The sequence below is a fragment of the Caballeronia sp. LZ019 genome, assembly GCF_031450825.1.
Lineage (GTDB): Bacteria > Pseudomonadota > Gammaproteobacteria > Burkholderiales > Burkholderiaceae > Caballeronia.
Genome location: NZ_JARTVZ010000005.1, coordinates 1,723,353 through 1,740,107, shown reverse-complemented (window position 1 = coordinate 1,740,107; position 16,755 = coordinate 1,723,353). Strand labels below are relative to the sequence as shown.

The window sequence follows — 16,755 nt, the reverse complement described above, 5'->3', positions numbered from 1 at the left end:
CATAAGAGCCTCGCCAGGAGACGCTCACATGAAAATCACAAAACTTGAAACTTTCGTTGTTCCGCCGCGCTGGTGCTTCCTCAAGATCGAGACCGATGAGGGCATCACCGGCTGGGGAGAACCGGTCGTCGAGGGACGCGCGCACACGGTCGCCGCCGCCGTCGACGAACTCGCCGACTATCTGATTGGCAAGGACCCGCGTCATATCGAAGACTTATGGCAGGTGATGTATCGGTCCGGCTTCTATCGCGGCGGGCCTATCGGCATGAGCGCGATTGCGGGCGTCGATCAGGCGTTGTGGGACATTCTCGGCAAACATCACGGCGTGCCGATTCACGCGCTGCTCGGCGGCCAGGTCCGCGACAAGATCAAGGTGTATTCGTGGATCGGCGGCGACCGTCCGAGCGATGTCGCGAACAATGCGCGCGCGGTCGTCGAGCGCGGCTTCAAGGCCGTGAAGATGAACGGCTCGGAAGAGTTGCAGATGATCGACACCTTCGACAAGGTGCAGGGCGTGATCGACAACGTGCGCGCCGTGCGGGAGGCGGTCGGGCCGAACGTAGGCATCGGCGTCGACTTTCACGGACGCGTGCACAAGCCGATGGCGAAGGTGCTCGCGCGGGAGCTCGATCCGTACAAGCTGATGTTCATCGAAGAGCCGGTGCTGTCGGAGAACGTCGAGGCGTTGCGCGATATCGTCAATCAGACGAGCACGCCCATCGCGCTCGGCGAGCGGCTCTACTCGCGCTGGGACTTCAAGCACATTCTCGCGGGCGGTTATGTCGATATCATTCAGCCGGACGCATCGCATGCGGGCGGGCTGACCGAATGCCGCAAGATCGCGTCGATGGCCGAGGCCTACGATGTCGCGCTCGCGCTGCACTGCCCGCTCGGACCGATCGCGCTCGCGACCTGCCTGCAGATCGATGCCGTCAGCTATAACGCGTTCATTCAGGAACAAAGCCTCGGCATTCACTACAACACGGGCAACGACCTGCTGGATTACATCAGGAATCCGGAGGTCTTCAAGTACGAAGACGGCATGGTGTCGATCCCGCAAGGGCCGGGGCTCGGCATCGAAGTGAACGAAGAGAAAGTGCGCGAGATGGCGAAGATCGGGCATCGCTGGCGCAATCCGGTGTGGCGTCACGCGGATGGCAGCGTGGCCGAGTGGTGATCGCCCGCATTAGTGCTTAAGACGTGCTCTCACTGCGCCGCGCAGCGCGTTGGTGACGAGCATGTCTTCGGCGCGATCGAGGTCGGCTGGCAGCAGCCGGCGCTCTTGTGCGCCGAGTTCTTCGATCAGCACCGCGCGCATCACGCCCGGCAGCACGCCGGCGTCGATGGGCGGCGTGCGCCATGTGCCGTCGAGCTTCACGAAGAGGCTCGAGCGGCCGCCCTCGGTGATTTCGCCGCGCTCGTTGGAAAACAGCATGTCGAACGCGCCTTCGGTCTCGGCCGCCTTCCATGCGCGGTCGTAATCGGCGCGGCGCGTCGTCTTGTGGCGAAGCAGCGTGTCGCGCGAGGACTGCGCCATGAAGCCGCGCTCCGACGCGAGCAGCACATCCACGACATCCGATGACAACGGCGCGAGCGGCGCGCTCGTCATTGCGATGCGTCCGCTTTTATCGAGCGCAATCCGCAAGCGATACGGCCCGCCCTCGTCGAAGCTCGCGCAGTGCCGCGCGACCTCGGCATTCAGTCGATGGTCGTCGAACCCGAAACCGAAATACGCCGCGCTTGCCTTGAGCCGCGCAACGTGACGCGCATAGTGACGCACGCCTTCGCGTGTGGCGTACGTGGTCTCGAAAAGCTCGAAGCCCGGGTCCGCGCCGGTCAGGAATCGCGCCTTCAGGAGACACTCCTCGTACTCGTTCGCGGCAACGCTATCCAGCACGATGCCCGCGCCGATGCCGATCACACCGCGCTCGCCCGCCGGGTCGATAACCAGCGTGCGAATCGCGACCGAGAGACAAAAGTCGCCGCGTGCATCGAGCCAGCCGATTGCACCGGTATAGAGACCACGCGGCGTGCTCTCGATCTCATCGATAAGCTGCATCGTGCGGTACTTCGGCGCGCCGGTGATCGAACCGCATGGAAACAGCGCACGCAAGATGGCTGCGAACGTCGTACCGGGCGCGACGCGCGCCTCGACGGTCGAGGTCATCTGCCACACCGACGCATACGGCTCGACAGAAAAGAGCGCCGGCACATGCACCGACCCGGTGACCGCCACGCGCGAGATGTCGTTGCGCAGCAGATCGACGATCATCACGTTCTCTGCGCGGTTCTTCGGGTCATCGTGAAGCGCGGCGGGATCGGTGTCGCGCGGCGCGGTGCCTTTCATCGGGCGGGCGCGCAGCACATCGCCCTGCTTTTCGATAAACAACTCCGGCGAACACGACACGACCGCGCGGCCGTCCGGCATCGCGATCAACGCGCCGTAGCGCACCGGCTGACGCTCACGCAACCGTCGATACAGCGCGAGCGGCGTGCCGAACACATCGAACGCGAGCCGATACGTGAAGTTGATCTGATACGACTCGCCTTCCACCAAGGCTTGCCGAATGGCAGCGATAGCAGCGTCGAACGCATCGCGCGTGACGCTCGGCTCGATGCCGGCCACGCCTGCCATCGACGGCGCCTGAGCATGACCGTCTTGCGCGCTCAGCCACGCGCTGGCTTCGTCGCGCGACAACGCCGCGCACGAGCGAAACATCAGCACGCGCAGCGCATGATCGCCGCCGGCCCCGATTGCGCCGAACTGCAGGTTACGCCCGAATTCGTAGTCCGCGACCACGAGGGCATGCAAGCCGCCTTGGAGATCGCGCTCGATGTCCGCGCACACCGCATCGAGCGCGCGCCCGGTCTCGCAGACATGCTCGTGCGAGAAGTCCGTGTACAAACGACTCGACCGCCTTTCGGCGGTCGCGTCGCAATCGTCGAGCAGCGCAAACACCGCGCTGCGTGCCTCGATTTTCATGGCCATGCTCGCATCGAATGCAGGCGCAGGTCAGTCTCTCAGTCGAAGAAGCTCTTGACGCGATCGAACCAGCTCTTGCTTTGCGGGCTATGCCGCGAGCCGCCTTCCGTCAGCGACTTCTCGAACTGCTTGAGCAGGTCGCGCTGCTGCTCGGTGAGCTTGACCGGCGTTTCCACCTGCACGTGCACGTACAAGTCACCCGCGATGCTCGAGCGCAAACCCTTGATTCCCTTGCCACGCAGACGGAAGGTCTTGCCCGACTGCGTGCCTTCCGGCACCGTGAAGCTCGCGCGGCCCGCGAGCGTCGGCACTTCGATTTCGCCGCCGAGCGCCGCTGTGGTGAACGGAATCGGCATCTGGCAGTGCAGGTCGTCGCCGTCGCGCTCGAACACCGAGTGCTGCTTGATGTGGATTTCCACATACAGGTCGCCGCTCGGACCGCCGTTGATGCCCGGCTCGCCGTTGCCCGCCGAGCGGATGCGCATGCCGTCGTCGATGCCCGCCGGAATTTTCACTTCCAGCGTCTTCGTTTCCTTTACCTTGCCCGCGCCGTGGCAGTTCGTGCAGGGATCGGGAACATAGCTGCCGCTGCCGTGACATTTCGGGCACGTCTGCTGGATGCTGAAAAAGCCCTGCGACATCCGCACCTGGCCCTGGCCGTGACAGGTCGGGCAGGTTTCCGGCTTCGTGCCCGGCTTCGCGCCCGAACCGTGACAAACGTTGCAATTGCTCCAGCTCGGCACGCGAATCTGCGTGTCGTAACCGTGCGCCGCCTGCTCCAGCGTGATTTCCATGCTGTAGCGCAGGTCCGCACCGCGATACACCTGCGGGCCGCCGCGTCCGCCGCGCGCACCGGCGCCGGCTGCCTGTCCGAAGATGTCGCCGAAAATATCGCCGAAGGCATCGGCAAAACCGCCGAAGCCCTGCGCACCCGCGCCCGCCATGTTCGGATCGACGCCCGCGTGACCGTACTGGTCGTACGCCGCGCGCTTCTGCTGGTCGGAGAGCATCTCGTAGGCTTCCTTCGCCTCCTTGAAGTTCTCTTCCGCCTTCTTGTTGTCCGGATTGCGGTCAGGGTGATACTTCATCGCGAGCTTGCGATACGCCTTCTTGATCTCGTCGTCGCTCGCGTTCTTTGCGACGCCCAGAACGTCGTAGTAATCCCGTTTCGCCATGTCGGTTCCATGCCGCCGCGCTTGGCCGCGACGGTTCCTCTCAGATGCCTCGGGCCAAACGACCCGCGCGTAACCTCTGACGCCCTGCTCCGACTTACGAGCCGCCGAGAGCAGGACGCCCCAAAAAAACAACGTGCCCGGAGAGCCGAAAAGCTCGCCAGGCGCGTTCCACGTCAGACGCCAACGCGTCCCGGTGATATCACCGAAAAGGCGCGCGACCGTCGCCAGTCGCGCGCCTCATACGGCTTAGTCCTTCTTCACTTCCTTGAAGTCGGCGTCGACGACATCGTCATGCTGCTGGCTCGCACCGCCAGCCGATGCCGAAGCGCTCGCTTCCGCGCCGGCCGCGCCCGCTGCCGCGCTGGCCGCGCCCTGCTGCGCCTGCATGTCGGCGTACATCTTCTCGCCGAGCTTCTGCGAAGCCTGAGCCAGCGCCTCGACCTTCGCTTCGATCGTGGCCTTGTCGCTCGAGCTGTTCTTCAGCGCGTCTTCGAGTTCCTTCAGCGCGGCTTCGATCTTTTCCTTCTCCGAAGCATCGACCTTGTCGCCATACTCGGCAACCGCCTTCTTCGTGCTGTGGACCAGCGCGTCGCCCTGGTTGCGGGCATCCGCGAGTTCGCGCAGCTTGTGGTCTTCTTCGGCGTTGGCTTCGGCGTCCTTCACCATCTTGTCGATTTCGGCGTCCGTCAGGCCCGAGTTCGCCTTGATGGTGATCTTGTTTTCCTTGCCCGTCGCCTTGTCCTTCGCGCCGACGTGCAGAATGCCGTTCGCGTCGATGTCGAAGGTCACTTCGATCTGCGGCACGCCGCGCGGTGCGGGCGGAATGCCTTCGAGGTTGAATTCGCCGAGCAGCTTGTTGCCCGCGGCCATCTCACGCTCGCCCTGGAACACCTTGATGGTCACGGCGCCCTGGTTGTCGTCCGCCGTCGAATACACCTGAGCGTGCTTCGTCGGGATGGTCGTGTTCTTGTTGATCATCTTCGTCATCACGCCGCCGAGCGTCTCGATGCCGAGCGACAGAGGCGTCACGTCGAGCAGCAGAACGTCCTTGCGGTCGCCGGACAGAACCTGACCCTGAATCGCGGCGCCAACGGCCACGGCTTCGTCCGGGTTGACGTCACGGCGCGGCTCCTTGCCGAAGAATTCCTTCACCTTCTCCTGCACCTTCGGCATGCGCGTCATGCCGCCGACGAGGATCACGTCGTCGATGTCGCCGACCTTCACGCCCGCGTCCTTGATCGCGATGCGGCACGGTTCGATCGTGCGCTCGATCAGCTCCTCGACGAGCGCTTCCAGCTTGGCGCGCGTGAACTTGAGGTTCAGGTGCTTCGGACCCGACGCGTCAGCCGTGATGTACGGCAGGTTGATGTCGGTCTGAGCCGTCGACGACAGTTCGATCTTCGCCTTCTCAGCGGCTTCCTTCAGGCGCTGCAGCGCGAGCACGTCTTTCGACAGGTCGACGCCCTGCTCCTTCTTGAACTCGCCGATGATGTAATCGATGATGCGCTGGTCGAAGTCTTCACCGCCGAGGAACGTGTCGCCGTTGGTCGACAGCACTTCGAACTGCATTTCGCCGTCCACATCCGCGATTTCGATGATCGAGATGTCGAACGTGCCGCCGCCGAGGTCGAACACGGCGATCTTGCGGTCGCCCTTTTCGGCTTTGTCGAGACCGAACGCGAGCGCGGCCGCCGTCGGCTCGTTGATGATGCGCTTCACTTCCAGACCGGCGATGCGGCCCGCGTCCTTCGTTGCCTGGCGCTGGCTGTCGTTGAAGTACGCCGGAACCGTGATGACGGCTTCCGTCACCGGCTCGCCGAGGTAGTCTTCAGCGGTCTTCTTCATCTTGCGCAGCACTTCGGCCGACACTTGCGACGGCGCGAGGTTCTTGCCGTGCGCTTCGACCCAGGCGTCGCCGTTGTCGTGCTTGACGATCTTGTAGGGCATCAGGTTGATGTCCTTCTGCACTTCCTTCTCGTCGAAGCGGCGGCCGATCAGGCGCTTCACCGCGTACAGCGTGTTGCGCGGGTTCGTGACCGACTGACGCTTCGCAGGCGCGCCAACGAGAATTTCGTTGTCGTCCATGTACGCGATGATCGACGGCGTGGTGCGCGCGCCTTCCGAGTTCTCGATGACCTTGACCTGATTGCCTTCCATCAGCGCCACGCACGAGTTCGTGGTGCCGAGGTCGATGCCGATGATTTTGCCCATTTTTTATACTCTCCTAGCTTTGATCGCTTTGGCGCTGCGGCCGGAACACGCCGGCTTTTGCGGCCGATTCAACGGGCCGAACGCCCAAAATTCATACCTGTACGCAAGATAGGAGCGCCGATTTCGTTTTCAAGACCCTGAATGCGATGCGGTCTATAACTTTTTCGCGCGCTTGCTACGCCTGATTCCCCGCTGCCGCGATCTTCGCGCGCGCCGCCGCCACCGCCGCCTCGAACTGGGCGATACCATGCCAGCCCGTCGCGCGCCCCAGCCGCTTGCCGCGATGGAAGAAGAACCACGTCGGCACGCCATGCAGCATGAAGCGGCGGCCGAGCTCGCGATGCTCGTAGACGTTGCTGTGGAACCACTTCAACCCGAGCGCGCGGATGGCGTCGGGCTGCGCGAGCATCGCTTTCTTGGCGATTTCGCAGTTGAAGCAGTCGAGGCCCCAGAAGAACACAACGGCCAGCTCGTCTCCCGCCGACGCTAGACCGGCGTCGAAACCGGCGGCGTCGAGTTCCTGCATGCCGAATTCGGAGAACGCGGTGGAGTCGACGGGAACGTTGGCCATGAGCGGAGCCTCGCGGCTGTCCGGTTACTTCGGTGCGGCGACGGTCACGAGCGCCGGACGCAGCACGCGGTCAGCGATGATGTAGCCCTTCTGCAGCACGGCGACGACGGTATTCGGCTCCTGCTCCGCCGGCACCATGGAAATGGCCTGGTGGCGATGCGGATCGAACTTTTCGCCGACCGGATTCACCGCGATGACGCGGCCCTTCTCCAGCGCGCTCGACAACTGGCGCAGCGTCAGGTCAACGCCCTCGCGCACCTTCGCGACATCCGTCGACTGGTCGGCCAGCGCGGCTTCGAGGCTGTCGAGCACCGGCAGCAGATTTTCCGCGAAGTTTTCGATTGCGAACTTGTGAGCCTTCGCGACGTCTTCCTGCGCGCGGCGCCGCACGTTCTCCGTTTCCGCCTTGGCGCGGAGAAACTCTTCCTGCAGCGCGGCCACCCGGGCCTGCGCTTCGGCGAGCGCCGCCTCGGTTTCATTCGAAGCGGCTTGCGGCGTGGCGTCCGCGGCTGCCGGCGCTTCCGGCGCGGCTTGCGTGGTCGCCTGAGTCGGGTCGGCGGCCTGGCGCGCGGTGTCGTCGGCGGGCGTCGGGTTCGGGCTCGCTGAATTCTCTTGCGTGTTTTCCATGTCGCTGAATGTTATTGCTGTGAGTGAATCGGATGAGAAGCGCGGCGGTGATTCACCGAGCCGCGCTTCGTCGCACTAGCGGCGGAATTTGGGGCATCGGAAGCATTTTCAAGGCTTCTTCTGACGAATTTTGTGCGCTGGGCATCGCAGCGCGCGACGGTCGAAACGGCCCGTAACGAACGCCTGCCAGAAACAGATTGAGCGAAGCAGTGCCGTCGCCTACACTTCAAACTGGCGTCGCAGGAAGCACGTTTACCCTGATCCCTGCGATTGCTTCATACCGCTTACGCCTCGCCCGTTTCCTGACCTCGTCCGGTCGAAAGACCGCTCAGCCCGCATAGCCGGGGGTACCATGAAACTGACCTTTGCTGTCGCGGTGGTCGCCCTGGTACTGGTTGCGGGCACGACCACCATCTGTCTTTCCGGCGCACTGACTGCCCGTAACACCGAGTACGGCGGCGTGCATGCGACCTTCGAAGAAATGTTCAGTCCGAGCCAGAAAACTTATCGATGATGCGGCGGTCCCGCTTCGTCGGCCTGCCCTGCATGGCGGCTGCCGGCTCCCGATACGTCTTGCGGCGCTCCGCTTCGGCAAGCCGCTTCGCACGGCCCTCTTCCGTTTCGGCGTAAAGCGTCTGCGCGACCGGCGCGGGGCCGCGGACGTCGCACAGGCCGCGCACTTCGACCAGCCAGACGAGCCGTTCGATATCGATCTCGACGATATCGCCGACGCGCACGTCCTTCGACGGCTTCACGTTCGCCCCGCCGATCTTCACGCGGCCTTTCTCCACCGCATCGCTCGCGAGGGAACGCGTCTTGAAGAAGCGCGCCGCCCACAGCCACTTGTCGATGCGCAAACGCGCGCCGGGTTCCGTCGAAATCTTGTAGTTCATGGCGATTCTCTTGCGATGACCAGAATCAGGCGGCGACCGTCACCGGTTGCGCGGCCTGTACGGGCCATCCCTGCAGATGTTGTGCCGCGATCTCGCCGAGCGCCTTGATCCATGCCGGCGACGCGTTCAGGCAGGGAATGCGGTGGAACTGCTTGCCGCCCGCCTTCACGAATTCGTCGCGCACCTCCATGCCGATTTCCTCGATGGTCTCGAGACAATCCGCCGTGAAGCCGGGGCAAAACACGTCCACGCGTGCGACACCGGCCGCGCCCAGTTCCGCGAGCGTCGGCGCCGTGTACGGCTGCAGCCATTCGGCGCGGCCGAAGCGCGACTGGAACGTCACGCGGCATTCGACCGGCGTGAGGCCGAGGGCGGCTGCAAGCAGCGAACCGGTCAACTGGCACTGGTCGTGGTAAGGATCGCCGAGGTCCATCGTGCGCTTCGGCACGCCGTGGAAACTCAGCACGAGCTTGTCTCCGGCGGCGAAGTCCGGATGGCCGTGAACGCGCCAGTATTCGCGGACCTGATCGGCGAGCGCCGAGATATACGCGGGATGATCCGCGTAATGACGGATCGTCCGGATCTCCGGCTGATTCCGCACGCGCCTGAGCGCGTTGAAGGCGTCGTCGAAAGCGGTGGCGGTCGTCGACGACGAGTATTGCGGATACATCGGCACGAGAAGAATGCGGTCCGCGCCTTCGAGCTTCATCTGATTGAGCATGGCGCCGATGCCCGGGGTGCCGTAGCGCATGGCGTAATCGACGATCACGTGGTAGTCGTTCGCCGCAAAAAGCCGCCGCAAGCCTTCGACCTGCTTCTCCGTGTACACGCGCAACGGCGAGCCTTCGGGCAACCAGACCTGCGCATATTTCTTAGCCGACGCACGGCTGCGGAACGGCAGGATGGCGCCGCGCAGAATGATCTGCCAGATGAACGACGGGATTTCGACGACGCGCGGGTCGGACAGAAACTGCGCGAGGTATTTGCGCACCGCTCGCGGCGTGGGCGCGTCCGGCGTGCCGAGATTGATCAGCAGCACTGCGACGCGATGTGAAGCGCTGGGCTGCGAAGGCAACTCGAGGTCGAAACGCATAGGGCAAGGCGGCCGGAAGGCATCGAAAGGTGAAGGTCATTATAGCGGCGCGTTCCGCCACGCATCATCGGCCGAACGGCCTAGTGGCGGCGCAACCGGCAGCGCGGCACGATTCGCCCAGGAGCCGCGTTACTGCTGGCTGAGCGACATGGACAGCAGCCGCGCGGTGATATCGACGATGGGAATCACGCGGTTATACGCCATGCGCGTCGGGCCGATCACGCCGAGTGTGCCGACGATCTTGCCGTTCACTTCGTACGGCGCGGTCACGACGCTCATCTCCTCGATCGGCACGAGATTCGATTCCCCGCCGATGAAAATCTGCACGCCCTGTGCGTGGCTCGACACATCCAGCAATTGCAGGAGGCTCGTCTTTTGATCGAACAAGTCGAAGAGTTTGCGCAGGCGCGCCATGTCGGAGGACAGGTCCGCCACTTCCAGCAAATTGCGCTCGCCCGAAATCAGCACCGTCTCGCCGGGATCGGCTTCCGCCGTGCTCGCGACGACGGCCGCCTGCATCAGCGCGGTCATGTCGCCGCGCAACTGGTCGATTTCCTCGCGCAGCCGGCGGCGCACTTCGTCGAAGGACAGGCCCGCAAAATGCGCGTTGATGTAATTGGAGGCTTCGGTGAGTTGCGAGGGCGAGTAGTCGCGCTGCGTGGCCATCATGCGATTCTGCACGTCGCCCTCGGGCGTCACGATGATGAGCAGGATGCGCTTGTCCGACAGCCGCATGAACTCGATCTGCTTGAACATGTGACTGCGGCGCGGGGTAAGAATGACGCCCGCGAACGACGACAGGCTCGACAGCACGCTCGCCGCCGCGGCGACGATCTTCTGCGGCTCCTGCCCTTGCAGGCGCGTCTTGACCGCGGTGGTCATCGCTTCGTCCTGCGGCGCTTCGACGGTCAGCATGGTATCGACGAAGAGCCGGTAGCCGCGCGGCGTCGGAATGCGGCCCGCCGACGTATGCGGACTCGCGACGAGGCCCAGGTCTTCCAGGTCCGACATCACGTTGCGGATGGTCGCGGGACTGAGTTCGAGACCGGAATGCCGTGATAACGTGCGCGAACCGACCGGCTGACCTTCGGCGATGTAGCGCTCGATCAACGTTTTGAGGAGGGTTTGTGCACGTGGGTCTAGCATGGGCAAAGTTTAGCGCAACGTGTCGGGGCGCGACGACCGCGCCGCCGCTTGCATGTCACGAGCGCGAAGCGCGCGTGGACCGTTCAATGTCTGCTCCATTCTAGCGAGAAACGAACCACGCGCCGACGTTGCGACATGCCGTCCGTCGCGGCGCGCGGCCCCGGTTCTTTTCGCCTTCCACCTATGGTGTAATGCCGGCATGGAAATTGGCCAATTCAAGACCGTCGCCCTCGTCGGGCGAACCAATACACCCGGTATCGAGGCGCCGCTGAGAACGCTCGCGGAGCACATTGCGAACCAGGGTTTCGAAGTCGTGTTCGAAGAAGGCACGGCGAAGGACGTGGGCGTGACCGAATACCCGGCGCTGTCCATCGCGGCGATCGGCGCGCGCGCGGACGTCGCGGTCGTGCTCGGCGGCGACGGCACCATGCTCGGCGTCGGCCGGCAGCTTGCGCCGTACAAGACGCCGCTCATCGGCGTGAATCACGGGCGTCTCGGCTTCATCACCGATATCCCGCTCGCCGAGATGCGCGAGCGCGTGCCGCAAATGCTGGCCGGCCAGTTCGAACGCGAGGAGCGCACGCTGCTCGAAGCGCGCATCGTGCGTAACGACAAGCCGATCTACCATGCCCTCGCCTTCAACGATGTCGTCGTGAACCGCAGCGGCTTCTCCGGCATGGCCGAGCTGCGCGTCTCCGTCAACGGCCACTTCATGTACAACCAGCGTTCGGACGGGCTGATCGTCGCCACGCCGACGGGCTCGACGGCTTACGCGTTGTCGTCCGCGGGGCCGATCCTGCATCCGCAACTGCAAGGCTTCGTGCTGGTGCCGATCGCGCCGCATTCGCTGTCGAACCGCCCGATCGTATTGCCCGACGATTCGAAGGTCACGATCCAGATCATCGGCGGGCGGGACGTGAACGTGAATTTCGACATGCAGTCGTTCACCGCCGTCGAACTGAACGACGCCATCGAAGTGCGACGCTCGCGCCATACCGTGCCGGTGCTGCATCCGGTCGGCTACAGCACGTACGCCACGCTGCGCAAGAAACTGCACTGGAACGAGCATCCCTCGCAGGACTCGTCCGTCTGACGCAATCTCGCTGAACCCTCATCCCGAAGCGTCCATGCTCCGTCATCTCTCCATTCGAGACTTCGTTATCGTTGCCGCGCTCGACATCGAATTCGATTCGGGCTTCACGGTTTTTTCGGGTGAAACCGGCGCGGGCAAGTCGATCCTGATCGACGCCCTCGCGCTCACGCTCGGCGCGCGCGCCGACGCGAGCGTCGTGCGAACCGGCGAAGCGCGCGCGGACATCACCGCCGAGTTCGGCACGCACGCGCAGGTCGCTCGCTGGCTGGAAGAGCATGCGCTCTCGCAGGACGGCGATACGGTCATGCTGCGTCGCGTGATCGATTCCGGCGGCCGCTCGCGCGCGTTCATCAACGGCACGCCGGCCACGCTCGCCCAGTTGCGCGAAGTCGGCGAGATGCTGGTCGATATCCACGGACAACACGCGCATCAGTTATTGATGCGGCCCGATGCCCAGCGCGAACTCTTCGACACGCACGCCGGCCTCACCGATGCCGCGAATGCGGTGAGCCGCGCGTGGCGCGCATATCGCGAGGCGCAGCAGGCAGTCGACGCCGCGCAAACCCGCGACCGCGAGCTGCAACTGGAGCGCGAACGTCTCGCGTGGCAGTTGAGCGAATTCGACAAGCTCGCGCCGCAGCCCGGCGAGTGGGAGGAAGTGAGCGCGGAGCATCATCGGCTGTCGCATTCGGCGAGTCTGATCGACGGCGTGCAGAACGCGCTCGGCGCGCTCTCCGAATCCGACGAAGCGATGATCTCGCAACTCGGCGCGATCACGTCGAAACTGCGCAGCCTCGCGGATATCGACCCCGCGCTGAACGACGTGCTGGCGTCGCTCGAACCCGCCGAGATTCAATTGCAGGAAGCGGCTTATTCGCTGTCGCACTACGCGCAGCGTCTGGAACTCGACCCGGACCGGCTCGCGCAAGTCGAAAGGCGCATGGATCAACTGCATTCGACGGCGCGCAAATTCCGTCTGCAGCCGGAGACGCTGCCGGAAGAACACGAGACGCGCCGCCGCCAATTGGCGGAACTCGACGCCGCCGCCGATCTCGACGCCCTCAACGCCGCCGCCGAGAAAGCGAAGGAAGCCTATCTGGCCGAAGCGAAAGTGCTGTCGAAGGCACGCGCGAAAGCGGCCAAGGCGCTGTCGAAGGCGGTGACGGAAGGCATGCAGGAATTGTCGATGGCGGGCGGCAGCTTCGACGTCGCGCTCGTGCCGCTCGCGGAAGGCGGCGCGAACGGGCTGGAGCAGATCGAGTTCCGCGTGGCCGGTCACGCGGGTGTCGCGCTGCGGCCGCTCGCGAAGGTCGCGTCGGGCGGTGAGCTCGCGCGGATCAGCCTGGCGCTCGCGGTGATTGCGAGCACCGCCAGCCCGACGCCGACGCTGATTTTCGACGAAGTGGACACGGGCATCGGCGGGGGCGTCGCGGAAGTGGTCGGGCGGCTGCTGCACCAGCTTGGGCGCGATCGTCAGGTGCTGTGCGTCACGCACCTGCCGCAAGTGGCCGCGCGCGGCGATCAACATTTTCAGGTGGCGAAGTCGTCCGACGATGCAGGCGGCACTGTCAGCACGGTCACGCCGCTCGACAAGGCGAGGCGCATCGAGGAAGTCGCGCGGATGCTCGGCGGCATCGAGATCACCGCGACGACGCGCAAGCATGCGAAGGAGATGCTGGCGGCGTGAGCGTGATTCGTCGGCGCTGTCGTGGCGGCGACGGTCCCGCAGAAGAACTGGTTTCCCTGCAAAGGCCAGCGCGATGCTGATGACGGCTCAGCCCGGCGATCCGAATGTTCAGGCCGCCGCATCCCGGCGATGTTCCGCCGAAGGCCGGTATGACCGTGATCGATTGCTGCCCGGCCTCGCGTGGCGCGCGTGATCGAACGCCGACGCGGCAATGTACTCGTAGATGGCGCTCCGAATCCGGGGCTGTGTCGGCACTGAGAACGCCGGCCACGCCGACCTCTGGCTCAAGATCTCCGGCTCGAGCAACAAGCGAACGGCGCGTCCGATGTTAAGCGGGCGCAAGCTCGAGGCATCAAGGAAACGTTATTGCTCGACGGCCGCCCCAGTGCAATGCAACAGATCACGCACGACCGCACCGCACGCAGACCACCGGCGTCCGGCGCCCCTCAAGCCGCTGCGCCGAACACCCGCCGCCACAACCCCGTCACCGCCTCGCGCTCCTTCCGGACGCTGTCCGGATCGACGCGCGCCTTCTCCATCCCGTCGAGCCGCAGCGTGTGTTGCAGCTTCCGATACCGCCGATAAGCCGCGCCGATCTCCTCCGCCTCATCGCCGGAAATCAGCCCGCTCTGCGCGGCGATCTTCAGCAGCGTGATGTTCCCCGCGTTGCGCACGAACTCGCGATGCGTCCGCGCATGCAGCAGCACCCAGTACTGCACGATGAACTCGATATCGACCATCCCGCCGCGATCGTGCTTCAGGTCGAACAGCTCCGTGCGGTTCGGGTGCCCGTCGGCGACACGCTCGCGCATCGCGACGATCTCGCGTGAAAGCGCCGCCGCATCGCGCTCGGTGACGAGCACGTCCGCGCGAATCGCTTCGAACTGCGCGCCGATGTCGGCATCGCCCGCGCTGAACCGCGCGCGCGACAACGCCTGATGCTCCCAGACCCATGCGGTATTCGCGGCATCGCCTTCGCGCATCTGATAGCGGCGGAACGCATCGAGACTCGTCACGAGAAAGCCCGACTCGCCGTTCGGCCGCAACCGCAAATCCACGTCGAACAGGGTGCCCGCGCCCGTCGCCGCCGTGAGCCACGTGATGAGACGGCGCGCGAACATCGCGTAGATGTCGGCGGCCGCGTCGTCGGGGTCGTCGTAGAGAAAAATGATGTCCAGGTCCGACGCGTAGCCGAGTTCCTTGCCGCCCAGCTTCCCGTACGCAATGACCGAAAAGCGCGGCGTCTCGCGATGCCGCTTCGGGAACTGCTTCCACACGGTCTGCACGGTCGCCTCGAGCACCGCATCGGCGAGCTCGGAAAGCCGGTCGCTCACGTGCTCGACACTCAGCCGCCCGGCCAGATCGATCAGCAGAATGCGGAACACTTCGGCTTGATGCGCGTGCCGCAGCAAGTCCATCTGATGCTCCGCATCTTCGGCGGCGGTCAGCCGCGCAAGCAGCGAGCGCTTGAATTCCGGCCAGTCGAAAGGACTCGCGATGGCTTCGTCATCGAGCAATTCGTCCAGCAATTGCGGATGTCGGATCAGATAACCGGCCGCCCAGCGCGAGCCGGACAGCACCGACAGCACGCGGTCGAGCGCCGCCGGATATTCCGTCAGCAAGGCGAGATAGGCGCCGCGTTTGGCCGTGGCTTCGAGCAGATCAAACAGGCGCGCGATGGTGTCGCCGCGGCGCGGGGCATCGATCGACTGCACCGCTTCCAGCGCGCGCTGCGCGACGATATCGAAACGCTCGCGGCTTCGCTCGGGCAAGCCCGCGTAGCGCGACGAATTCCAGACGCCGGTCAGCCGCGCGAGCACCGGCGACGGGTCTGCGAAGCCCAGCTCGGTCAGGCGCGAAGCCAGCTCCTCCTGCGCGGAATCGTCGGCGAGGGCGCTGCTCCATATCCACGATGCGGCGGAATCGTCGGCGACGCCGCAGCCTTTCTCGCCGCCCACCTTGTCGGCGAAGATCGCATCGAACTGCTGTTCGACGAACTCGCGATGCGCGTCCAGTTTCGCCATCAACGACGCGTAGTCCGCGAAGCCGAGCGACGCCGCGAGCAGCGCGCGCTCGTCGTCGGCGACGGGCATCGCGTGCGTCTGCGCGTCGTTGCGATACTGCAGCCGATGCTCGACCGTCCGCAGAAAGAGATATGCCTCGGTGAGCGCATCGCGAACGGCGGTCGAAACGAGCCCGTGCGCCTCCGCGCGCTCCAGCACGGCAAGCGTCGGACGGATGCGAAAATCCGCCGCCTGGCCGCCGCGAATCAATTGGAACACCTGCGCGCTGAATTCGATTTCGCGGATGCCCCCGCGCCCGAGCTTGATGTCGTCGGCCTTGTCGGGGCGCATCGACGCGCGCCGCCGCGCTTCCTGTCGTATCTGCTGATGCAGCGAGCGGATCGCCGCGATCACGCCGTAATCGAGATAGCGACGATAGATGAACGGCGTCGCGATTGCGTCGAGCTGCTTCGCGAGCCGTTGCGCGGAGTCGCTGTCGCGCTCGGACACGAGCCGCGCCTTGATCCACGCATAACGCTCCCACTCGCGGCCCTGCACGTAGAAATACTCTTCGAGCATGCCGAGGCTGCAGACGAGCGGCCCGGAATCGCCATTCGGACGCAGCCGCATGTCCACGCGAAACACGTAGCCGTCCTGCGTGATTTCCGCGAGCGCGCCGATCAGCCGCCGCCCGAGTCGCGTGAAGAATTCCTGCGTCGTCAGTGGCGAGCGCTTGCCGCCCGCCGTCTCGCCGTCTTCCTCGTAGACGAAGATGAGGTCGATATCCGACGATGCATTCAGCTCGCGCCCGCCGAGCTTCCCCATGCCGACGACGCCGAGCGTCAGCCGTTCGCCGTCGGGTCCGCGCGGCTCGCCGAACAGCGCTTCCAGATCCGCCGACAACACCGCGAGCGCACGTTGAATCGTGACTTCGGCGAGGTCCGTCATCGCTCCGGTGACTTCGGCGACATCGGCTGCGCCGGACAGATCGCGTTCCATCACCGTGCAGAACACATCGGTGCGCAGGCGGCGTAACGCGGTCTTGAGCGCGGCTTCGTCTAGCGCGCCGCTTTGGCCGCAACGCGTGCAGAGTTCATCGAGACGCGCTTCGATCCACTCGCGGGTGACGGGCGTCCGCGCCCACTGCGCGACATGCGCCGCGAGCTCGGGACGCGCCGCGTACGCACGCGCCGCATAGTTGGAGTAGCCGGAACTGCGCAGAGTCACATCGGTCATGAATGGTTAGGCTCGCTCGTTGCTTTGGGTCCTGCTC

At 64.8% G+C, this 16,755-nt stretch carries 13 protein-coding genes; 4 read left to right on the top strand and 9 right to left on the bottom strand.

Annotation, left to right across the window (positions count from 1 at the left end; genetic code table 11):
• Nucleotides 1–28 precede the first annotated feature (28 nt).
• A complete protein-coding gene (gene dgoD, locus P9255_RS21575; RefSeq protein ID WP_309763301.1) occupies nucleotides 29–1,177 on the top strand; it encodes a galactonate dehydratase in 1,149 nt (382 codons plus the stop codon).
• A gap of 9 nt (nucleotides 1,178–1,186) precedes the next feature.
• Here dgoD and pabB read toward each other — a convergent pair whose 3' ends face one another.
• The 5 genes from pabB to grpE all read right to left on the bottom strand — a co-directional run bounded on the left by pabB (nucleotide 1,187) and on the right by grpE (nucleotide 7,567).
• On the bottom strand, nucleotides 1,187–2,983 hold the full coding sequence (gene pabB / locus P9255_RS21570; protein ID WP_309763302.1) for an aminodeoxychorismate synthase component I: 1,797 nt from the start codon (nucleotides 2,981–2,983) through the stop codon (nucleotides 1,187–1,189).
• Nucleotides 2,984–3,021: 38 nt separating this feature from the next.
• Nucleotides 3,022–4,158 (bottom strand): molecular chaperone DnaJ, encoded by a 1,137-nt coding sequence (dnaJ, locus tag P9255_RS21565; RefSeq protein ID WP_309763303.1) that lies wholly within the window; start codon nucleotides 4,156–4,158, stop codon nucleotides 3,022–3,024.
• Between the two features lie 246 nt (nucleotides 4,159–4,404).
• On the bottom strand, nucleotides 4,405–6,369 hold the full coding sequence (gene dnaK, locus P9255_RS21560) for a molecular chaperone DnaK (protein ID WP_309763304.1): 1,965 nt from the start codon (nucleotides 6,367–6,369) through the stop codon (nucleotides 4,405–4,407).
• Between the two features lie 175 nt (nucleotides 6,370–6,544).
• Complete coding sequence (locus P9255_RS21555) at nucleotides 6,545–6,940, bottom strand: thioredoxin family protein (RefSeq protein WP_309763305.1); 396 nt, start codon at nucleotides 6,938–6,940, stop codon at nucleotides 6,545–6,547.
• A 24-nt stretch (nucleotides 6,941–6,964) separates the two neighbouring features.
• On the bottom strand, nucleotides 6,965–7,567 hold the full coding sequence (gene grpE / locus P9255_RS21550) for a nucleotide exchange factor GrpE (RefSeq protein WP_309763306.1): 603 nt from the start codon (nucleotides 7,565–7,567) through the stop codon (nucleotides 6,965–6,967).
• A gap of 352 nt (nucleotides 7,568–7,919) precedes the next feature.
• On the opposite strand from grpE, the gene P9255_RS21545 reads away from it, so the two are divergent.
• Complete coding sequence (locus P9255_RS21545) at nucleotides 7,920–8,081, top strand: hypothetical protein (RefSeq protein ID WP_309763307.1); 162 nt, start codon at nucleotides 7,920–7,922, stop codon at nucleotides 8,079–8,081.
• Here the strand turns inward: P9255_RS21545 and P9255_RS21540 are convergent.
• The 3 genes from P9255_RS21540 to hrcA all read right to left on the bottom strand — a co-directional run bounded on the left by P9255_RS21540 (nucleotide 8,053) and on the right by hrcA (nucleotide 10,699).
• Complete coding sequence (locus P9255_RS21540) at nucleotides 8,053–8,460, bottom strand: RNA-binding S4 domain-containing protein (RefSeq protein ID WP_309763308.1); 408 nt, start codon at nucleotides 8,458–8,460, stop codon at nucleotides 8,053–8,055. The two genes, P9255_RS21545 and P9255_RS21540, sit on opposite strands and share 29 nt — an antisense overlap.
• 25 nt (nucleotides 8,461–8,485) lie before the next feature.
• A complete protein-coding gene (gene hemH / locus P9255_RS21535) occupies nucleotides 8,486–9,553 on the bottom strand; it encodes a ferrochelatase (protein WP_309763309.1) in 1,068 nt (355 codons plus the stop codon).
• 129 nt (nucleotides 9,554–9,682) lie between these two features.
• Nucleotides 9,683–10,699 carry a heat-inducible transcriptional repressor HrcA gene (hrcA, locus tag P9255_RS21530; protein ID WP_309763310.1) on the bottom strand — a complete coding sequence of 339 codons (1,017 nt, stop codon included), beginning with the start codon at nucleotides 10,697–10,699 and terminating at the stop codon, nucleotides 9,683–9,685.
• Between the two features lie 199 nt (nucleotides 10,700–10,898).
• Between hrcA and P9255_RS21525 the strand changes: the two genes are divergently transcribed.
• Together P9255_RS21525 and recN are read left to right on the top strand one after the other, a co-directional pair.
• Complete coding sequence (locus tag P9255_RS21525) at nucleotides 10,899–11,792, top strand: NAD kinase (RefSeq protein WP_309790418.1); 894 nt, start codon at nucleotides 10,899–10,901, stop codon at nucleotides 11,790–11,792.
• 34 nt (nucleotides 11,793–11,826) lie between these two features.
• On the top strand, nucleotides 11,827–13,479 hold the full coding sequence (gene recN / locus P9255_RS21520) for a DNA repair protein RecN (protein WP_309763312.1): 1,653 nt from the start codon (nucleotides 11,827–11,829) through the stop codon (nucleotides 13,477–13,479).
• A 446-nt stretch (nucleotides 13,480–13,925) separates the two neighbouring features.
• On the opposite strand, the gene glnE is transcribed toward recN, so the two are convergent.
• Nucleotides 13,926–16,718 carry a bifunctional [glutamate--ammonia ligase]-adenylyl-L-tyrosine phosphorylase/[glutamate--ammonia-ligase] adenylyltransferase gene (gene glnE, locus P9255_RS21515; protein ID WP_309790417.1) on the bottom strand — a complete coding sequence of 931 codons (2,793 nt, stop codon included), beginning with the start codon at nucleotides 16,716–16,718 and terminating at the stop codon, nucleotides 13,926–13,928.
• Between the last annotated feature and the right edge of the window lie 37 nt (nucleotides 16,719–16,755).

Excerpts from the sequence above, each read along its gene's own strand:
- dnaJ (WP_309763303.1), bottom strand. The coding sequence starts at position 4,158 with ATGGCGAAACGGGATTACTACGACGTTCTGGGCGTCGCAAAGAACGCG.
- dgoD (WP_309763301.1), top strand. The coding sequence starts at position 29 with ATGAAAATCACAAAACTTGAAACTTTCGTTGTTCCGCCGCGCTGGTGC.
- grpE (WP_309763306.1), bottom strand. The coding sequence starts at position 7,567 with ATGGAAAACACGCAAGAGAATTCAGCGAGCCCGAACCCGACGCCCGCC.
- P9255_RS21555 (WP_309763305.1), bottom strand. The coding sequence starts at position 6,940 with ATGGCCAACGTTCCCGTCGACTCCACCGCGTTCTCCGAATTCGGCATG.
- P9255_RS21545 (WP_309763307.1), top strand. The coding sequence starts at position 7,920 with ATGAAACTGACCTTTGCTGTCGCGGTGGTCGCCCTGGTACTGGTTGCG.
- dnaK (WP_309763304.1), bottom strand. The coding sequence starts at position 6,369 with ATGGGCAAAATCATCGGCATCGACCTCGGCACCACGAACTCGTGCGTG.
- glnE (WP_309790417.1), bottom strand. The coding sequence starts at position 16,718 with ATGACCGATGTGACTCTGCGCAGTTCCGGCTACTCCAACTATGCGGCG.
- P9255_RS21525 (WP_309790418.1), top strand. The coding sequence starts at position 10,899 with ATGGAAATTGGCCAATTCAAGACCGTCGCCCTCGTCGGGCGAACCAAT.
- recN (WP_309763312.1), top strand. The coding sequence starts at position 11,827 with ATGCTCCGTCATCTCTCCATTCGAGACTTCGTTATCGTTGCCGCGCTC.
- P9255_RS21540 (WP_309763308.1), bottom strand. The coding sequence starts at position 8,460 with ATGAACTACAAGATTTCGACGGAACCCGGCGCGCGTTTGCGCATCGAC.
- hrcA (WP_309763310.1), bottom strand. The coding sequence starts at position 10,699 with ATGCTAGACCCACGTGCACAAACCCTCCTCAAAACGTTGATCGAGCGC.
- hemH (WP_309763309.1), bottom strand. The coding sequence starts at position 9,553 with ATGCGTTTCGACCTCGAGTTGCCTTCGCAGCCCAGCGCTTCACATCGC.
- pabB (WP_309763302.1), bottom strand. The coding sequence starts at position 2,983 with ATGAAAATCGAGGCACGCAGCGCGGTGTTTGCGCTGCTCGACGATTGC.